Raw genomic sequence first — 16,124 nt, forward strand, 5'->3', positions numbered from 1 at the left:
TCGCCGTGACGAGGGAGCGGAAGAAGAGAAGGGCGCGACCTCGAATGAAGGCTGCGTCCGTTTTTTATTTGTGCTGCTCAAGAAGCGAGGAACCCCGGCTTCTCCGCTCGGCTCTGGCTCGCTCGGCTGGGTGGACATAAACCGCAATGAGTCCGACGGGGAACACTGTACGGAACTTCGAAGGGGCGACGGCGGGTCCTACACGCTGACGTACCGCGTCGGGGATACAACCATCGAGGCCCTACGGCCGACGGTTCGGGCCCCTCAACAAGGGGAGGTCTCGGCTCTGCCTCGGCGGGTGTCGGGAAGCCCAAATGAGACGGGAACTGACAGGCGGCGGATTGGGTGGCACTCGGTAGGAGTGCCACCCAATCATTTTGCCTGGTCAGGCATGCAGAGGCCGTGGCGGGAATCGAACCCGCGTAACTCGCTTTGCAGGCGAGTCCCTGAACCACTCGGGCACACGGCCGTGTCAGGTGCGGCACGGCTCACTCGTTCCGAACCTGATGGGTCGACCGTAGGCGGGGGCGGCGGCGGGGCTCAAGGGGTCCGGGCCCGCCGCAACGGGACTGCCACACGCCGTTCACGAAGCGCCTCGCGGGGCGGGGCGCGAGAGTGGTCGTACGACCAAAGAACCAGCTGATCACGGTCTTCGGACAGGAGTCAGTGCGGGTTGTGCCCCTTACGCTGAAGGCCATGACCGCACTGGAACCGAAGGACGCCGCAACCGCCCGGCCGCAGGCCGGGGCCCAGGCCGTGGAAGGGGTGCTGAGCCGGCCGTACCGGGCGCTCACCGTCGGGATCGTCTCCGTCGTGCTGCTGATCGCGTTCGAGGCGACGGCGGTCGGCACGGCCATGCCGGTGGCGGCCAGGGAACTCGACGGGGTCGCGCTGTACGCCTTCGCGTTCTCGGGGTACTTCACGACCAGCCTGTTCGGGATGGTGCTCGCCGGCCAGTGGTCGGACCGGGACGGTCCCCTCGGCTCGCTGACCGCGGGAATCGGGGCCTTCGCGGCGGGACTGATCCTGTCCGGCACGGCCGGCGGCATGTGGTTGTTCGTGCTCGGCCGGGCGGTGCAGGGGCTCGGCGGCGGCCTGGTGATCGTCGCGCTGTACGTGGTCGTGGGGCAGGCCTACCCGGAGCGGCTGCGGCCGGCCATCATGGCGGGCTTCGCCGCGGCCTGGGTGGTGCCGTCCGTCGTGGGACCGCTCGCGGCGGGCGCGGTCACCGAACACCTCGGCTGGCGCTGGGTCTTCGTCGGCATACCGGTGCTGGTCGTCCTCCCGCTGGCCCTCGCCCTGCCGCAGATCCGGCGGCGCACGCGCGGACGGACGGCGGACGCCGCGCTCCCCCCGGGCCGGCGGCGCATCCACTCGGCGCTCGGGATCGCTCTCGGCGCGGGGCTGCTCCAGTACGCCGCCCAGGACCTGAGGTGGCTGTCGCTCGTCCCGGCCGCGGCGGGGGCCGCGCTGCTCGTCCCGGCCGTGCTCAGACTGCTCCCGGCCGGCACCTACCGGGCCGCGCGCGGCCTGCCCTCCGTGGTCCTGCTGCGCGGGGTCGCGGCCGGTGCCTTCGTCGCCGCCGAGTCCTTCGTGCCGCTCATGCTGGTCACCCAGCGCGGACTGTCGCCGACGCTCGCCGGGTTCTCGCTCGCGGCGGGCGGCGGCACCTGGGCGCTGGGTTCGTACGTGCAGTCGAGGCCGCGCGTGGAGCCGTACCGGGAACGGCTGATGTTCTTCGGGATGGTGCTGGTCGCCGCCGCGATCGCCGCGGTGCCCAGTGTGCTGGTGCCCGCCGTGCCGGTGTGGACCGTCGCGGTCGCCTGGGGGTTCGGCTGCTTCGGGATGGGGCTGGTGATCGCCTCCACCAGCGTGCTGCTGCTCAAGCTCTCGGCGCCCGAGGAGGCCGGCGCGAACTCCGCCTCGCTGCAGATCTCCGACGCGCTCTCGAACATAGTCCTGCTCGCTGCGGGCGGCGCGGCCTTCGCCTCCCTGGGCGGCGGCACGGTCACGGACACGGCCACCTCGGCGGCCGACGCCCACCCCGCCGCCTTCGCCGTCGTGTTCCTGCCGATGGCGGCGGTGGCACTGACCGGCGCGTGGGTGACGACCCGGCTGCGCGCGCTGTGAGGTGGGTCGCATCCGCGGGTGACCCGGCCTCGTCCGCGCCGTGACACATCCGGGTCGCCGGTAGGGTGGCCCGGTTGTCATACGTAGCCGAGCCGCTCGACCACCCCACGGAGACCGTGACTACCACCGCCGCCAACGCTTCCTCCTCGCACCACCTCTCACCCGCCTTTCCCGGGCGCGCCCCCTGGGGTACCGCCGGCAAGCTGCGCGCCTGGCAGCAGGGGGCGATGGAGAGGTACATCCAGGAGCAGCCGCGCGATTTCCTGGCCGTCGCCACACCCGGCGCCGGCAAGACGACGTTCGCGCTGACCCTCGCGTCCTGGCTGCTGCACCACCACGTGGTGCAGCAGGTGACCGTGGTCGCGCCGACCGAGCACCTGAAGAAGCAGTGGGCCGAGGCGGCGGCGCGGATAGGGATCAAGCTGGACCCCGAGTACAGCGCGGGTCCGCTCAGCAAGGAGTACCAGGGCGTCGCCGTGACGTACGCCGGTGTCGGTGTCCGGCCGATGCTGCACCGCAACCGCTCCGAGCAGCGCAAGACCCTCGTCATCCTCGACGAGATCCACCACGCCGGTGACTCCAAGTCCTGGGGCGAGGCCTGCCTGGAGGCGTTCGAGCCGGCCACCCGGCGGCTCGCGCTCACCGGTACGCCGTTCCGCTCCGACACCAATCCCATCCCGTTCGTCACGTACGCGGAGGGCAACGACGGCATCCGGCGTTCCTCCGCCGACTACACCTACGGCTACGGGTCGGCGCTCGGCGACGGCGTCGTGCGGCCGGTCATCTTCCTCTCCTACAGCGGCAACATGCGGTGGCGCACGAAGGCGGGCGACGAGATCGCGGCGCGGCTCGGCGAGCCGATGACCAAGGACGCAGTCAGCCAGGCGTGGCGCACCGCGCTCGATCCGCGCGGCGAGTGGATGCCCAGTGTGCTGCGCGCCGCCGACCAGCGGCTGACCGAGGTGCGCAAGGGCATCCCGGACGCCGGTGCCCTCGTCATCGCCTCCGACCAGGACTCGGCCCGTGCCTACGCCAAGCTGATCCGCGAGATCACCGGTACGAAGGCGACCCTCGTCCTGTCCGACGACACCGGCGCCTCGAATCGCATCGACGACTTCGCCGCGAGCCAGGACCGGTGGATGGTCGCCGTCCGCATGGTGTCCGAGGGCGTCGACGTCCCGCGTCTCGCGGTCGGCGTGTACGCGACCACGATCTCGACCCCCCTGTTCTTCGCGCAGGCCGTCGGCCGTTTCGTCCGCTCCCGGCGACGCGGCGAGACCGCCTCCGTCTTCCTGCCGACCGTCCCCGACCTTCTCGGCTTCGCCAACGAGATGGAGGTCGAGCGGGACCACGTCCTCGACAAGCCCAAGAAGGAGGGCGAGGAGGACCCGTACGCCGAGTCCGAGAAGGAGATGGACGAGGCGAACAAGGAGCAGGACGAGGACACCGGCGAGCAGGAGCAGTTCTCCTTCGAGGCGCTGGAGTCCGAGGCCGTCTTCGACCGGGTGCTGTACGACGGCGCCGAGTTCGGGATGCAGGCCCATCCGGGGAGCGAGGAGGAGCAGGACTACCTCGGCATTCCCGGGCTGCTGGAACCCGACCAGGTGCAGATGCTGCTGCAGAAGCGGCAGGCCCGGCAGATCGCGCACAGCCGCAAGAAGCCCGCGGAGGAGGCCGATCTCCTCGAACTCCCCGCCGAGCGGCGTCCGGTGGTCTCGCACAAGGAGATGCTGGAACTGCGCAAGCAGCTCAACACCATGGTCGGCGCGTACGTCCACCAGAGCGGCAAGCCGCACGGTGTGATCCACACCGAACTGCGGCGGGTGTGCGGCGGCCCGCCGAGCGCGGAGGCCACCGCGGGACAGCTGCGGCAGCGGATCGCCAAGGTGCAGGAGTGGGCCACCAGGATGCGGTGACGACCCGTGCCCCGGGTCCGTCCGTCACCGAGCCCGGCCACTCGCGGGTCCGTCCGTCACCGAGCCCGGCCACTCGCGGGTCCGTCCACCGCCGTGTCCGCCCACTCGCGGGTCCGTCCGCACCCGGGTCCGTCCACCAGTGAGTGCGTCCACCACTGAGTCCGTCCACCGCGGCGCCGATCGAGGCCGTCGCGCGCTCTCGTGTGTGCCGGGGCAGCTACCCCCGGGGCGTGTGCGCTGTGCGTGGGGGTGGTGCGCGCCGTGTGGCGGGCGCTGCGTGTAACGGGACAAAGGGAGAGAGTCCGTACCCGCCGATGCCCGGATTCTGGACGGAGACTTCCGCTGAGCGGACCGGCTCGCTACTGTCACGCTACGCACACGCCCCGTGGCAGCGCAGCCGCGGAGCGCAGCCGTGTAGCGACTCCGCCCGGGAAGAGCCCGGGTCGTCAGCCGACGGCGGCCTCTGAAGCGCGTCGCCGACGGGACTCGGCGGCGCGACCGCCGGGAGGGGGCCGCCGACCTCACCACTAAGGAGTGGGCGTCGTGACCGCGGAGACCTCTCAGACGCTCGACCGGGGACTGCGCGTCCTCAAGTTGCTCGCCGACACGGATCACGGGCTGACGGTCACCGAGCTCTCGAACAAACTGGGTGTCAACCGCACGGTCGTGTACCGGTTGCTCGCCACGCTGGAGCAGCACGCGCTGGTACGCCGTGATCTGGGCGGCCGTGCGCGGGTCGGGCTCGGGGTGCTGCGCCTGGGCCGCCAGGTGCATCCGCTGGTCCGGGAGGCCGCGCTGCCCGCGCTGCGCGCACTGGCCGAGGACATAGGGGCCACCGCCCATCTCACGCTCGTCGACGGGACCGAGGCCCTCGCCGTGGCCGTCGTCGAGCCCACCTGGACCGACTACCACGTCGCCTATCGCGCCGGGTTCCGGCACCCGCTGGACCGGGGTGCGGCGGGCCGCGCGATCCTCTCCGCGCGCCAGGCACCCGTGGGCGAGCCCGGCTACACGCTCACGCACGGAGAGCTGGAGGCGGGCGCGAGCGGCGCCGCGGCTCCGCTCCTCGGCGTGACCGGTGTCGAGGGCAGCGTGGGTGTCGTCATGCTCGCGGACTCCGTGCCGGAACGGGTGGGGGCGCGGGTCATGGACGCGGCCCGCGAGGTCGCGGACGCACTGCGCTGAGGCCGGCCGGGTGGCCCGGCGGACGACTCCCTGAAGATCCGGGACGGCACGGACGTTAGATTGATCCCGTGCTCTCTCGCCTCACACGTCCCAAGGCCGTCGCCGTCTGCGCCGTTCCCGTCGTGGCCCTGCTCGCCACGGCTGTCTTCGCGCCGCTGCCGTTCTCCCTCGCGCAGCCCGGTCTGACGGCGAACGTCCTCGGTGAGAACAAGGGCGACCCGGTGATCACGATCAGCGGGGCGCCCGTCCGGCAGACCCGCGGTCAGCTGCGGATGACGACGATCGAGGCGACCGGGCCGGACGCGCACGTCTCGCTCGGTGACGTGATCAGCGGCTGGTTCGCCAAGGACCGGGCGGTGATGCCCCGCGACTCGGTCTACCCGAGCGGGAACAGCGTCAAGGAGATCGAGCAGCACAACGCCGACGAGATGAAGCAGTCGCAGGACACGGCCACCGAGGCGGCCCTGTCCTATCTGCACGAGAAGAACGACGTGAAGGTCACGCTCAAGCTGGCCGACGTGGGCGGCCCCAGCGCCGGGCTGCTCTTCACGCTCGGCATCGTCGACAAGCTGGACGGCGACGGCAGCGGGGGCGACCTCACGGGCGGCCGCACCGTCGCGGGTACGGGGACGATCGACGCCGACGGCAGGGTCGGCGCGGTCGGTGGCGTGGCGCTGAAGGCGCAGGCCGCGCGGCGGGACGGCGCGACCGTCTTCCTGGTCCCGAAGGCGGAGTGCTCGGACGCCAAGGCCGAGCTGCCGAAGGGGCTGCGGCTGGTGGCGGTGACCACGCTCAAGGGCGCGGTCGACGCGCTGGTGTCCCTGGAGAAGGGGAAGGGCGCGGTTCCCGGCTGCTAGAGGCGGTCCCGTGATCCCCGGGGGCCGCGAAAGCCGGACGTGTCCTAGGAAGCGACGGCCGGCCTGGGCGCGGAGGCGAGGCGCAGGCCCACCTCCACCAGGGTCCAGCCGAGTCGGGTGCGCAGTTCGCCCGGCACCCGGGCGGCGACGGCGAGCCGGTGGGCGTCGGCCTCCGCGCGGAGGTCGGCCGCGCGGATGTGGTGCAGGGCGAGATGCGTCTGAGCGTTGATCATCGGAGTACCTCTCGGTCCTGTCGGTCCCTGGTGAGGGGGGTCGGTGGGGAAGGTTCTGTCCTTGCGGAGGTGGCGGCGGTGGGGCGGGCTCAGCCCTTCTGGACAGGGAAGACGTGGCTGTGGACGCGGACCTCGGCGGCCTCGGGGTCGTCCTCGGCCGAGGCGCCCGCGCGGTAGCTTTCCAGGAGTTCGTGCATCCTGGTGACCAGCTCCGCGGAGCGTTCGGGTGTCAGCCGCAGGGTCCAGTCGCTCATGTCGTTGGCGCGCGACCAGACCGGCAGCCAGTCGTCCCGGTTCGCGATCCAGGTGGACAGCTCGCGGTTGTGGACGGTCGCGACCTCGTGCAGGAAGAGGTCGGCGGCGCCCCGCACCTCCGGGTCCGAGCTTTCGAACCGGTCACTGTCGAAGACCAGCGCCTGATCGACCGCCTGCCACCAGCGCTCCCGCCCCTTGCCCTGCCCCGGGGCGTCCTCGACGAAGCCGTGTGCGGCCAGCTGCCGCAGGTGGTAGCTGGTGGCCCCGCTGGACTCGCCCAGTTTCGCGGCCAGTTGCGACGCGGTGGCCGGGCCGCGGCGTCGCAGCGAGTTCAGCAGCTGCATCCGCAGCGGATGCGCGATGCCACGCAGCGAGCGGGCGTCGAGGGTGCGGGCGGTCAGACCGGGTGCGGTCGGATCGGATACCGACGGTTCGGATACCGACGGTTCGGGTGTGGTGGGTTCGGGTGCGGACGGTTCGGCCGGTGTGCCGGGTGCGGCCGGTCCGGGCTGTTCTCCGTGCTCCTGCATGCATGCAAAGGTAGCGTTGCAAAGAAGAGCTTGCAAGGGTTTCTTTGCAAGTACTTCTTTGGATGCCGGGCCCGCTGAACGCCGACGCGGAGCGCCCGGGCCTCAGCCCTGCTTCACGAACCCCTCCGCGGTCATCCAGTCCAGCGCCACCTCGTGCGGGTCCTGCCCCTGCACGTCCACTTTGGCGTTCAACTCCTGCGCCACCGTGTTGTCCAGCTTCCTCGTCACCGGGTCGAGGACCCGGGCGATCGCCGGATACCGCTTCAGCGCCTTGGAGTTGATCGCGGGCGCCGCGTTGTAGTTGGGGAAGAACTTCTTGTCGTCCGCCATCACGGCCAGGTGCATCGACCGGATGCGCCCGTCCGTGGTGAACACCTCCCCGTACGTACAACTCCCCTTCGCCACCTGGGTGTAGATGATCCCGGTGTCCATCTGCGTGACGTTCTTCGCGGGCACGCTCATCCCGTACGCCTTCTCCATGCCCGGCAGCCCGTCGGCCCGGTTGGCGAACTCGCTCTCCACGCAGAGCGTGACCGCGCCGGGGTCCTTCCTGGACAGCGCGGCCACGTCGGAGAGCGTCTTCGTGCCGTACTTCTTGAAGTTGGCCTGGTTCATGGCCAGCGCGTAGGTGTTGTTGAGCGCGGACGGCGGCAGCCAGGTGATCCCGTTCTTCAGGTCGGCGTCGCGCACCGCCTGCCACTGCTTCCGCGGGTCGGGGATGGGCTTGCTGTTGCCGAGGTACGTGATCCAGGCGGTGCCCGTGTACTCGTACATGCCGTCCGCGTCACCGCTCTTGACGGCCTCCCGGGCGCCGATCGAGCCCTGGATCCCGGTCCGGTCGAGGACGTCCGCGCCGGCCGCCTGGAAGGCGATACCCATGATCGCGCCGAGGATCAGCTGCTCGGTGAACTCCTTGGACGTCACCGTCAGATGGGCGCCCTTGAGCGGCAGCCCCTGTCCGATCGAGCCGGGAACGACGTCGTCGACCATGGGGGAGCCGCTGGTCAGACCGCAGCCGGAGAGCAGGACCAGCGCACCGGCCAGTACCGCGCACGGACCCGTCCGTCTCATGAGTCCGCCTCCAGTCCCCGTGGTCGCAGCAGCAGTTCGGCCAGCGAGGCCAGCCAGTCCACGAGCAGCGCGAGCGTCACGGTGAGGACCGAACCGAGCACCAGGACCGGCATCCGCTGGTTGGTGATCCCGGTGGTGATCAGGACACCGAGTCCGCCGCCCCCGCCGAAGGTGGCCAGCGTGGCCGTGCCCACGTTCAGGACCAGGGCCGTACGGACGCCGGCCAGGATCAGCGGGACGGCCAGCGGGAGTTCGATCCTCGACAGGACCCCCATCGGGGACATGCCGATACCGCGCGCCGCCTCCAGGAGCGTCGGGTCGTTCGCCTTCAGACCCGCGATCGTGTTGGAGAGGACCGGCAGGATGGCGTAGACGGTGATGCCGATCAGCGCCGCCTTCTGGCCGGTGCCGAGCCAGATCACCAGCAGTGCCAGCAGACCGATCGCCGGGGTGGCCTGCCCCATGTTGGCGAAGGCCATCGCGACCGGCGCTGCCTTGCGGAACATCCCGCGGGTGAGCAGGACCCCCAGCGGGATCGCGATGATCAGCACGAAGAACGTCGAGATCACGGTCAGTTCGATCTGCTGCCACAGGGCCTTCGACACCTGTCCGTTCGACAGCGCGTTCTTGGAGATGGGGTCGAGGGTGGCCTGCTGGAACCACACCCAGGTGGCCAGCAGCACGGCCGCCAGCACCGCCGGCAGGACGGTCAGCTTCTGCCAGGTGATCCGGCGCCGCGGCGCGGTGGGCGGCGGCGGGGCCTCCCGCTCGTCCGGGAGGCCGGCGTCCTCGGGAAGGGCCTCGTCGTCGGGGAAGGCGCCGTCGTCCCGGAACGCGAGCCCCTTGACCTCGTGCTCGCCCTCGGGCCGGCGACCGGGCGGGGGAGTCCTCATGCCTTCGCCTCCCCGCCCGGGCCCTCCTGCTCGAAGTGGGTCTGCTGGGCGCGCGCGTCCTCCAGCTCGTGCTGGTGCTCCATCGCCTCCAGCCGGTCCTCCTCCAGCAGTTCGTGCACGGAGTTCATCAGCGTCTCCATGTCGACGACACCGATGTACTCGCCGCGCCGCCCGGTCACCGCCACCCGGCCGGTGTTGTCGGTGAGCACGGCCTCCAGCGCGTCCCGCAGAGTGGCGTCCCGGGTCACCGTGTCGTGCACCAGCGTGCCCGCCCGCGCCAGCGAGCCCTTGGCCCGCATCAGGTCACCGCGCCGCAGCCACTTGTAGGGGCGGCGCCGCTTGTCGAGCAGCAGGATCTCGTTCGTCCCGCTGCTCCGGAGCTTGTTGAAGATCTCCTGGAGGCGGTCGTTGACGGTGACCGTCGGATAGTCCGTGATCTCCACGTCCCGCACCCGGGTGAGGTTGAGCCGCTTGAGCGCCGCGCCCGCGCCCACGAACCCCGACACGAAGTCGTCGGCGGGGTTGGTGAGGATCGCCTCCGGGGTGTCGAACTGCGCGATGTGCGAGCGCTCGCGCAGGACGGCGATCCGGTCGCCCAGCTTGATCGCCTCGTCGAAGTCGTGCGTGACGAAGACGATCGTCTTGTGCAGCTCGCGCTGGAGCCGGATCAGCTCGTCCTGGAGATGGTCGCGGGTGATCGGGTCCACGGCGCCGAAGGGCTCGTCCATGAGCAGCACGGGCGGGTCGGCGGCCAGCGCCCGCGCCACGCCCACCCGCTGCTGCTGGCCGCCCGACAGCTGGCGCGGATAGCGGCCCTGGAACTCGCCAGGGTCGAGGCCGACCAGGTCCAGCATCTCCTCGACCCGCGCCCTGATGCGCGGCTTCGGCCAGCCGACCATCTTCGGTACCAGGGCGATGTTCTGGGCGACCGTCATGTGCGGGAAGAGCCCGGACGACTGGATCGCGTACCCGATCCTGCGGCGCAGCTTCACCGGGTCCATGTCGGTGACGTCCTCGCCGCCGATGCGGATACGGCCGCCGGTCGGTTCGATCAGCCGGTTGATCATCTTGAGGGTGGTGGACTTGCCGCAGCCGGACGGGCCGACGAAGACGACGAGCTCGCCCGCCTTGATCTCCATGTTGACGCTGTCCACGGCGGGGTCGCGGCTGCCGGGATAGCGCTTGGTGAGGTGATCCAGCTCGATGGTGGCGCCGGTCGTGGACGTGTGCGCGACGGCGGCGGCGTGCCGGTCCCGGTCCCGCCCGGCCTCGGTCGTCTCAGCCACGGATCCCCCTCGGGATGGTCAGCCGCCCGATGAGCACGTACGCGGCGTCGAACAGCAGCGCGAGGATGATGATCCCGACCGTGCCCGCGAGCACCTGGTTGAGCGCGTTCTTGCTGCCCAGGGACCCGATGCCTCGGAAGATCTCGTTGCCGAGGCCGGGCCCGGAGGCGTAGGCCGCGATCGCCGCGATGCCCATCAGCATCTGCGTGGAGACCCGGATACCCGTGAGGATCGGTGGCCAGGCGAGCGGCAGTTCGACCTTCAGCAGCCGGGCCGGCCGTGACATGCCGATGCCCTTCGCGGCGTCCACCAGCGCGGGGTCGACCCCGCGCAGGCCCACGATCGAGTTGCGCACCACCGGCAGCAGTCCGTACAGCGTCAGCGCGATCACGGTGGGCGGGACGCCCAGCCCCACGACCGGGATCAGCAGACCGATCATGGCGAGCGACGGGACGGTCAGGATCGTGGAGGTGGTGGTCGTGGCGAGGCCGCCCGCCCAGTCGCTGCGGTAGGTGACCACACCGAGCACCACGCCGATGAGCGTCGCCACGACCATGCACTGGAAGACCACGCTGGCGTGCTGGTACGCGTCCATGAGCAGCTGCTGATGGCGGCTGCTCAGGTACTCCCAGAAGTTCACGCCGCCTCACCCTGTCGTCGGTCAGTGCTCGGCCGCCGCCTGTTCCACCAGCGGGATGATCCGCAGCGGTACGGCGTTCTCCATGACGATCGCCGTGGAGGCCCGGACGATGCCATCAAAACCGACGACCCGGTCGATCACCCGTTGGAGATCGGCGTTCGAGCGGGCCACCAGCCGGCACAGCATGTCCCCGCTGCCGGTGGTCGTGTGCAGCTCCAGAACCTCCGGGACGGTCGCCAAGTGAGCCCGTACGTCCGGGCCTTGCCCCTGTCGGATCTCCAGCGTCGCGAAGGCCGTCACGGGGTACCCGAGCGCCGCCGGGTCCACCTGCGGGCCGAATCCCCGGATGACTCCATTCGACTGAAGACGGTCCAGCCGGGCCTGCACCGTGCCGCGCGCGACCCCCAGCCGCCGGGACATCTCCAGCACGCCGATCCGCGGCTCCCGCGCCAGCAGCACGATGAGCCGGCCGTCCAGATGATCGATCGCCATGCACGCCTCCGGAGTGGTCATCCTGTACAGACCGCCCGGCATCCGGGGCGGACCGCTGAACACATTGCCCAGTCGATACGCAAACTATTGCGCACCTTGTGGAAGGGCGAGAGCCTGCGGCCATGTCCCTCATCGACGCGAACCCAGACCAGGCTCCCGACACCGCCCGGCAGGCCGACCCCTTCCCGGTGAAGGGAATGGACGCCGTCGTCTTCGCCGTGGGCAACGCCAAGCAGGCCGCGCACTACTACTCCACCGCGTTCGGCATGCGGCTGGTCGCCTACTCCGGACCGGAGAACGGCAGCCGCGAGACGGCGTCGTACGTCCTGGAGAACGGCTCCGCGCGCTTCGTCCTGACCTCCGTGATCAGGCCCTCCACCCCCTGGGGCCACTTCCTCGCCGAGCACGTGGCGGCACACGGCGACGGGGTCGTCGACCTCGCCATCGAGGTCCCGGACGCGCGCGCCGCGTTCGCGTACGCCGTCGAGCACGGCGCCCGCCCGCTCACCGAGCCGTACGAGCTGAAGGACGAGAACGGCACCGTCGTGCTGGCCGCGATCGCCACGTACGGCGAGACCCGGCACACGCTCGTCGAGCGGACCGGGTACGACGGCCCCTACCTGCCCGGGTACGCGGCCGCCGACCCGATCGTCGAGCCGCCGGCCCGGCGCACCTTCCAGGCCGTCGACCACTGCGTCGGCAACGTCGAGCTCGGCCGCATGAACGAGTGGGTCGCCTTCTACAACAAGGTCATGGGCTTCACGAACATGAAGGAGTTCGTGGGCGACGACATCGCGACCGAGTACAGCGCCCTGATGTCGAAGGTCGTCGCCGACGGCACGCTCAAGGTCAAGTTCCCGATCAACGAGCCCGCCGTCGCCAAGAAGAAGTCCCAGATCGACGAGTACCTGGAGTTCTACGGCGGCGCGGGCGTCCAGCACATCGCGCTGAACACCAACGACATCGTCGAGACCGTACGGACCATGAGCGCGGCCGGGGTCCAGTTCCTCGACACGCCCGACTCGTACTACGACACCCTCGGCGAGTGGGCGGGCGACACCCGCGTCCCCGTCGACACCCTGCGCGAACTGAAGATCCTCGTCGACCGCGACGAGGACGGCTATCTGCTGCAGATCTTCACCAAGCCGGTCCAGGACCGGCCGACCGTCTTCTTCGAGATGATCGAGCGGCACGGCTCGATGGGCTTCGGCAAGGGCAACTTCAAGGCCCTGTTCGAGGCGATCGAGCGGGAGCAGGAGAAGCGCGGCAACCTGTAGCGGCGCCCCGCGGCACGACGTCGCGGCCCCGTCACCCGCCCGCCCGCCCGCCGTACCGCCCGCCCGGTCAGTGCGGGCCGGTACGGCGGGGCACGGGTGTGGGCTCCGTCCGCCGCCCGCCCATGGCCGGGTCGGCCGGGAATCCCGGCGACGCCGAGACCGCCGGGTCCGGTGCCGGGAGCGAACCGGCCGGAGCCGGAGGAGCGGACCAGGAAGGGACGGACCCGGCCGCCGGGGGTGGCGCCGGTGAGGTGCGGACCGGCTCCGGAGGCTCCGGTTCCGGGAACGCCGGTTCCTCCTCCAGCCCGTCCGGAAGCGCCGTGGACGAGGTGGACGGCTCACCCAGCGTGTCCAGCGTCCGCCGGGCCAGGGGAGCGAGAAGGGGGGAGAAGTACGGATTGATCTGGAGCGACTCCGTCAGATGCCGGCGGGCCGCCCCCGTCTGCCCCAGGCCGCGTTCGATCTGCCCCCGGTGATAGACGTACAGCGCACTGCGCACCCCGCCGCCGTGCTCCTTGTCCGTCGCCCGCGCCGCGAACTTCAGGGCCTCCTCGTCCTTCCCGGCCCGGTGCAGGGCCCACCCCAGCGCGTCCGCGACGCCGATACCCGGCTGCCGTTTCCACTCCGCGCGCAGCCCCCGCACCGCCTGAGCCGCGTCCCCGTGGTCCGCCTCCAACAGCCCGAGGACCAGGGCGTCGTCGACACCGCCCGCGGTCTCCGTCCGCACCCGCGCCCGTACCAGGCCGTACTGCGCCCGCGCCGCCGGGCCGAGGCCCCGCGCCTCGTACAGCTCACCCAGCTCCAGCGCGTATCCCGGCGCGGGCCGCCCGGCGAACGCCGCCTGATAGGAGCGGAGCGCCTCCGGCACCCGCCCGAGGGACGCCAGCGCACGCCCCCGCCCGGCGAGCGCGGCCGGCTCGCTCCGGTCGCTGCGCAGCGCGCCCTCGTAGGAGCGCAGCGACAGCTCACGGTCCCCGCGCTCCCATGCCAGCCTGCCGGACTCCGCCAGCCAGGCCGCCCGCTCGGCCGGCGTCCGGGCACCCGTCGCCGCCTCCGAGAACGCCGCCACCGCGTCCTCGCGCCAGCCCCGGTCCCAGTACACGAGGGCGGCCCGGGCCAGCACCGGCGGCCCGGAGTGCAGCGCCTGAAGCTTCTCCAGCGCCTTGCGGCTCGCCTTGTAGTCGCCCAGCCCCCGGTAGGAGTCGATCAGCAGCGGATACGTCGTCCACTGCTTCGGCGCCAGCTTCCGCGCCGTCTCCCCCCACTTCCGGCCCTCGCGGAAGTCACCGCGGGCGTTGGCGAGCGCGGCCAGCCCCTGCGACGCGGCCAGGTTCCTCGTCGGCCCGGTCGTCAGCGACGTACGCAGCGCCCGCTCGGCCTTCGGGAAGAATCCGGGCGTGGCGGTGCGCCGCCCCTGCTCCACGTACGCCGTCCCGAGCACCGCCCACGACCGGGCGTCCCGCGGATGGGCGCGCAGATAGGTCTCGCGGTCGCCGACGAGCGCCGTCAGCTCCCGCAGCGACACGGGCATCCCGGCCGCCACCGCCGTCATCGCACCGGCCACCGGCCCCGGGGCGGGCGGCGTCGGAGTGAACCCGCCCGAGGGCAGCAGCACCATCACCCCGCCGAACACGGCACACCCCGCGACCCCGCCGATCAGCGCGCGCCGGGCAGCGCGGGAGCGGCGCCGCCCGGACGGTCTCCGGGGTCCGGAACCGGTGACGGCCCGCTCCCGCTGTTCGATCTCCATGCCGCTCACCATGCGTCAGTACGACGACCACATCCCGGCACACGAAGGGTGCGGCAGACGGGGTTCACACCGATGGCCCCGAGTGCGACGCTGTGATCATGAGCCGTATCGAAGCCCCGCGCGACGACGCCACCGGCACCCTCGTCGACCGTCTCCTGGCGGGCCTGCCGAGCGAGGCGGTCCTCACCGACCCGGACGTCACGGTCTCGTACGCCAACGACATGGCGAGCTTCTGCGAGGCCGGCACACCCGCCGTCGTCGTCCTGCCCCGCACCGTCGAACAGGTCCAGCACGTCATGCGCACCGCGACCGCCCTGCGCGTCCCGGTCGTCCCGCAGGGCGCCCGCACGGGCCTGTCCGGCGCCGCGAACGCCTCGGACGGCTGCATCGTGCTCTCCCTGGTGAAGATGGACCGGATCCTGGAGATCAGCCCCGTCGACCGGATCGCCGTCGTCGAGCCCGGCGTCGTCAACGCCGTGCTCTCGCGCGCGGTCGACGAACACGGTCTGTACTACCCGCCGGACCCCTCCAGCTGGGAGATGTGCACGATCGGCGGCAACATCGGCACCGCCTCGGGCGGCCTGTGCTGCGTGAAGTACGGGGTGACCGCCGAGTACGTCCTCGGCCTGGACGTCGTGCTCGCCGACGGACGGCTGATGAGCACCGGCCGCCGCACCGCGAAGGGGGTCGCCGGCTACGACCTCACCCGCCTCCTCGTCGGATCGGAGGGCTCGCTCGGCATCGTCGTACGGGCGGTGCTGGCCCTGAAGCCGCGGCCGCCCCGGCAGCTGGTGCTGGCCGCCGAGTTCGGGTCGGCGCGGGCCGCCTGCGACGCCGTCTGCCGGATCATGGAGGGCGGCCATGTGCCCTCCCTCCTGGAACTCATGGACCGCACGACGGTGAAGGCGGTCAACGCCCTGGCCCACATGGGCCTCCCGGAGACCACGGAGGCGCTTCTCCTCGCCGCCTTCGACACCCACGACCCGGCGGCCGACCTCGCCGCCGTGGGCGCGCTGTGCGAGGCCGCGGGCGCCACCCAGGTGGTACCGGCGGAGGACGCGGCGGAGTCCGAACTCCTCCTCCAGGCACGGCGGTTGTCGCTCACCGCGCTCGAAGCGGTCAAGGGCACCACGATGATCGACGACGTGTGCGTGCCGCGCTCCCGGCTCGGCGACATGCTCGACGGCATCGAGCGCGTCGCGGAGAAGTACGCCCTGACCATCGGCGTCTGCGCGCACGCCGGCGACGGCAACACCCACCCCACCGTCTGCTTCGACGCCACCGACCCCGACGAGTCCCGGCGCGCCCGCGAGTCCTTCGACGAGATCATGGCCCTCGGCCTGGAGCTCGGCGGCACGATCACCGGCGAACACGGGGTCGGCGTCCTGAAGAAGGAGTGGCTGGCACGCGAGATCGGGCCGGTCGGGGTGGAGATGCAGCGCGCCGTCAAGGCCGCGTTCGACCCGCTCGGGATCCTCAACCCGGGCAAGGTGTTCTAGCTTCCCGCCGCGGCACCGGTTCCCGCCGCGGCGGGAAGGGGCCTGTCCCGGCACCGGAGCCGGGCGGGCGCGCCGCCCCCCCCGCCGCGGAAGCGGCGCTCCGGGAATTC

The 16,124-nt window shown here is 71.5% G+C and carries 14 protein-coding genes and 1 tRNA gene; 6 read left to right on the plus strand and 9 right to left on the minus strand.

The genetic code is table 11. The features are described from left to right. Positions 1-397: 397 nt before the first annotated feature. Positions 398-469 (minus strand) — tRNA-Cys (locus tag ACFV2J_RS33875). Positions 470-696: 227 nt separating this feature from the next. Between ACFV2J_RS33875 and ACFV2J_RS33880 the strand changes: the two genes are divergently transcribed. From ACFV2J_RS33880 to ACFV2J_RS33895, 4 genes are all read left to right on the plus strand, one after another. Next, the gene (locus tag ACFV2J_RS33880; protein WP_385082910.1) at positions 697-2,130 is read left to right on the plus strand and encodes an MFS transporter; all 1,434 of its coding nucleotides are present in this window, start codon (positions 697-699) and stop codon (positions 2,128-2,130) included. A 116-nt stretch (positions 2,131-2,246) separates the two neighbouring features. After that, the gene (locus ACFV2J_RS33885; protein WP_385082912.1) at positions 2,247-4,046 is read left to right on the plus strand and encodes a DEAD/DEAH box helicase; all 1,800 of its coding nucleotides are present in this window, start codon (positions 2,247-2,249) and stop codon (positions 4,044-4,046) included. 543 nt (positions 4,047-4,589) lie between these two features. Beyond that, complete coding sequence (locus ACFV2J_RS33890) at positions 4,590-5,231, plus strand: IclR family transcriptional regulator (RefSeq protein WP_385082914.1); 642 nt, start codon at positions 4,590-4,592, stop codon at positions 5,229-5,231. A 68-nt stretch (positions 5,232-5,299) separates the two neighbouring features. Further along, positions 5,300-6,088 (plus strand): S16 family serine protease, encoded by a 789-nt coding sequence (locus ACFV2J_RS33895; RefSeq protein WP_385082915.1) that lies wholly within the window; start codon positions 5,300-5,302, stop codon positions 6,086-6,088. Between the two features lie 44 nt (positions 6,089-6,132). Here ACFV2J_RS33895 and ACFV2J_RS33900 read toward each other — a convergent pair whose 3' ends face one another. The 7 genes from ACFV2J_RS33900 to ACFV2J_RS33930 all read right to left on the minus strand — a co-directional run bounded on the left by ACFV2J_RS33900 (position 6,133) and on the right by ACFV2J_RS33930 (position 11,488). Next, positions 6,133-6,321 (minus strand): hypothetical protein, encoded by a 189-nt coding sequence (locus ACFV2J_RS33900; RefSeq protein WP_385082916.1) that lies wholly within the window; start codon positions 6,319-6,321, stop codon positions 6,133-6,135. Positions 6,322-6,410: 89 nt separating this feature from the next. Further along, on the minus strand, positions 6,411-7,106 hold the full coding sequence (locus tag ACFV2J_RS33905) for an ArsR/SmtB family transcription factor (RefSeq protein WP_385082917.1): 696 nt from the start codon (positions 7,104-7,106) through the stop codon (positions 6,411-6,413). Positions 7,107-7,208: 102 nt separating this feature from the next. After that, on the minus strand, positions 7,209-8,177 hold the full coding sequence (locus ACFV2J_RS33910) for a glycine betaine ABC transporter substrate-binding protein (protein ID WP_385082918.1): 969 nt from the start codon (positions 8,175-8,177) through the stop codon (positions 7,209-7,211). Next, positions 8,174-9,070, minus strand: coding sequence for an ABC transporter permease (locus ACFV2J_RS33915; protein WP_385082919.1), 897 nt, complete (start codon positions 9,068-9,070; stop codon positions 8,174-8,176). The genes ACFV2J_RS33910 and ACFV2J_RS33915 overlap by 4 nt, the downstream gene beginning before the upstream one ends. Then, positions 9,067-10,275, minus strand: a complete 1,209-nt coding sequence (locus ACFV2J_RS33920; protein ID WP_385082928.1) for a betaine/proline/choline family ABC transporter ATP-binding protein — start codon at positions 10,273-10,275, stop codon at positions 9,067-9,069. Before ACFV2J_RS33920 ends, ACFV2J_RS33915 begins: the two co-directional genes overlap by 4 nt. 73 nt (positions 10,276-10,348) lie before the next feature. Continuing rightward, positions 10,349-10,996: an ABC transporter permease gene (locus ACFV2J_RS33925; RefSeq protein WP_385082921.1), complete on the minus strand. Its 648-nt coding sequence runs from the start codon at positions 10,994-10,996 to the stop codon at positions 10,349-10,351. A 21-nt stretch (positions 10,997-11,017) separates the two neighbouring features. Then, positions 11,018-11,488 carry an Lrp/AsnC family transcriptional regulator gene (locus tag ACFV2J_RS33930; RefSeq protein WP_187285622.1) on the minus strand — a complete coding sequence of 157 codons (471 nt, stop codon included), beginning with the start codon at positions 11,486-11,488 and terminating at the stop codon, positions 11,018-11,020. A 122-nt stretch (positions 11,489-11,610) separates the two neighbouring features. Here ACFV2J_RS33930 and hppD point away from each other — a divergent pair, with 122 nt between their 5' ends. After that, entirely contained in the window at positions 11,611-12,765 is a 1,155-nt protein-coding gene (hppD, locus tag ACFV2J_RS33935) for a 4-hydroxyphenylpyruvate dioxygenase (protein ID WP_385082922.1), read from the plus strand. 67 nt (positions 12,766-12,832) lie between these two features. Here hppD and ACFV2J_RS33940 read toward each other — a convergent pair whose 3' ends face one another. Continuing rightward, positions 12,833-14,515: a tetratricopeptide repeat protein gene (locus tag ACFV2J_RS33940; protein ID WP_385082923.1), complete on the minus strand. Its 1,683-nt coding sequence runs from the start codon at positions 14,513-14,515 to the stop codon at positions 12,833-12,835. 92 nt (positions 14,516-14,607) lie between these two features. Here ACFV2J_RS33940 and ACFV2J_RS33945 point away from each other — a divergent pair, with 92 nt between their 5' ends. After that, positions 14,608-16,014, plus strand: a complete 1,407-nt coding sequence (locus ACFV2J_RS33945) for an FAD-binding oxidoreductase (protein ID WP_385442262.1) — start codon at positions 14,608-14,610, stop codon at positions 16,012-16,014. Positions 16,015-16,124: the final 110 nt, after the last annotated feature.

It is taken from the genome of Streptomyces sp. NPDC059668 (assembly GCF_042734135.1).
GTDB lineage: Bacteria > Actinomycetota > Actinomycetes > Streptomycetales > Streptomycetaceae > Streptomyces.

Coding starts and splice junctions, on each gene's coding strand:
- ACFV2J_RS33910 (WP_385082918.1), bottom strand. CDS start 8,177: ATGAGACGGACGGGTCCGTGCGCGGTACTGGCCGGTGCGCTGGTCCTG.
- ACFV2J_RS33940 (WP_385082923.1), bottom strand. CDS start 14,515: ATGGAGATCGAACAGCGGGAGCGGGCCGTCACCGGTTCCGGACCCCGG.
- ACFV2J_RS33905 (WP_385082917.1), bottom strand. CDS start 7,106: ATGCAGGAGCACGGAGAACAGCCCGGACCGGCCGCACCCGGCACACCG.
- ACFV2J_RS33900 (WP_385082916.1), bottom strand. CDS start 6,321: ATGATCAACGCTCAGACGCATCTCGCCCTGCACCACATCCGCGCGGCC.
- ACFV2J_RS33930 (WP_187285622.1), bottom strand. CDS start 11,488: ATGGCGATCGATCATCTGGACGGCCGGCTCATCGTGCTGCTGGCGCGG.
- ACFV2J_RS33915 (WP_385082919.1), bottom strand. CDS start 9,070: ATGAGGACTCCCCCGCCCGGTCGCCGGCCCGAGGGCGAGCACGAGGTC.
- hppD (WP_385082922.1), top strand. CDS start 11,611: ATGTCCCTCATCGACGCGAACCCAGACCAGGCTCCCGACACCGCCCGG.
- ACFV2J_RS33880 (WP_385082910.1), top strand. CDS start 697: ATGACCGCACTGGAACCGAAGGACGCCGCAACCGCCCGGCCGCAGGCC.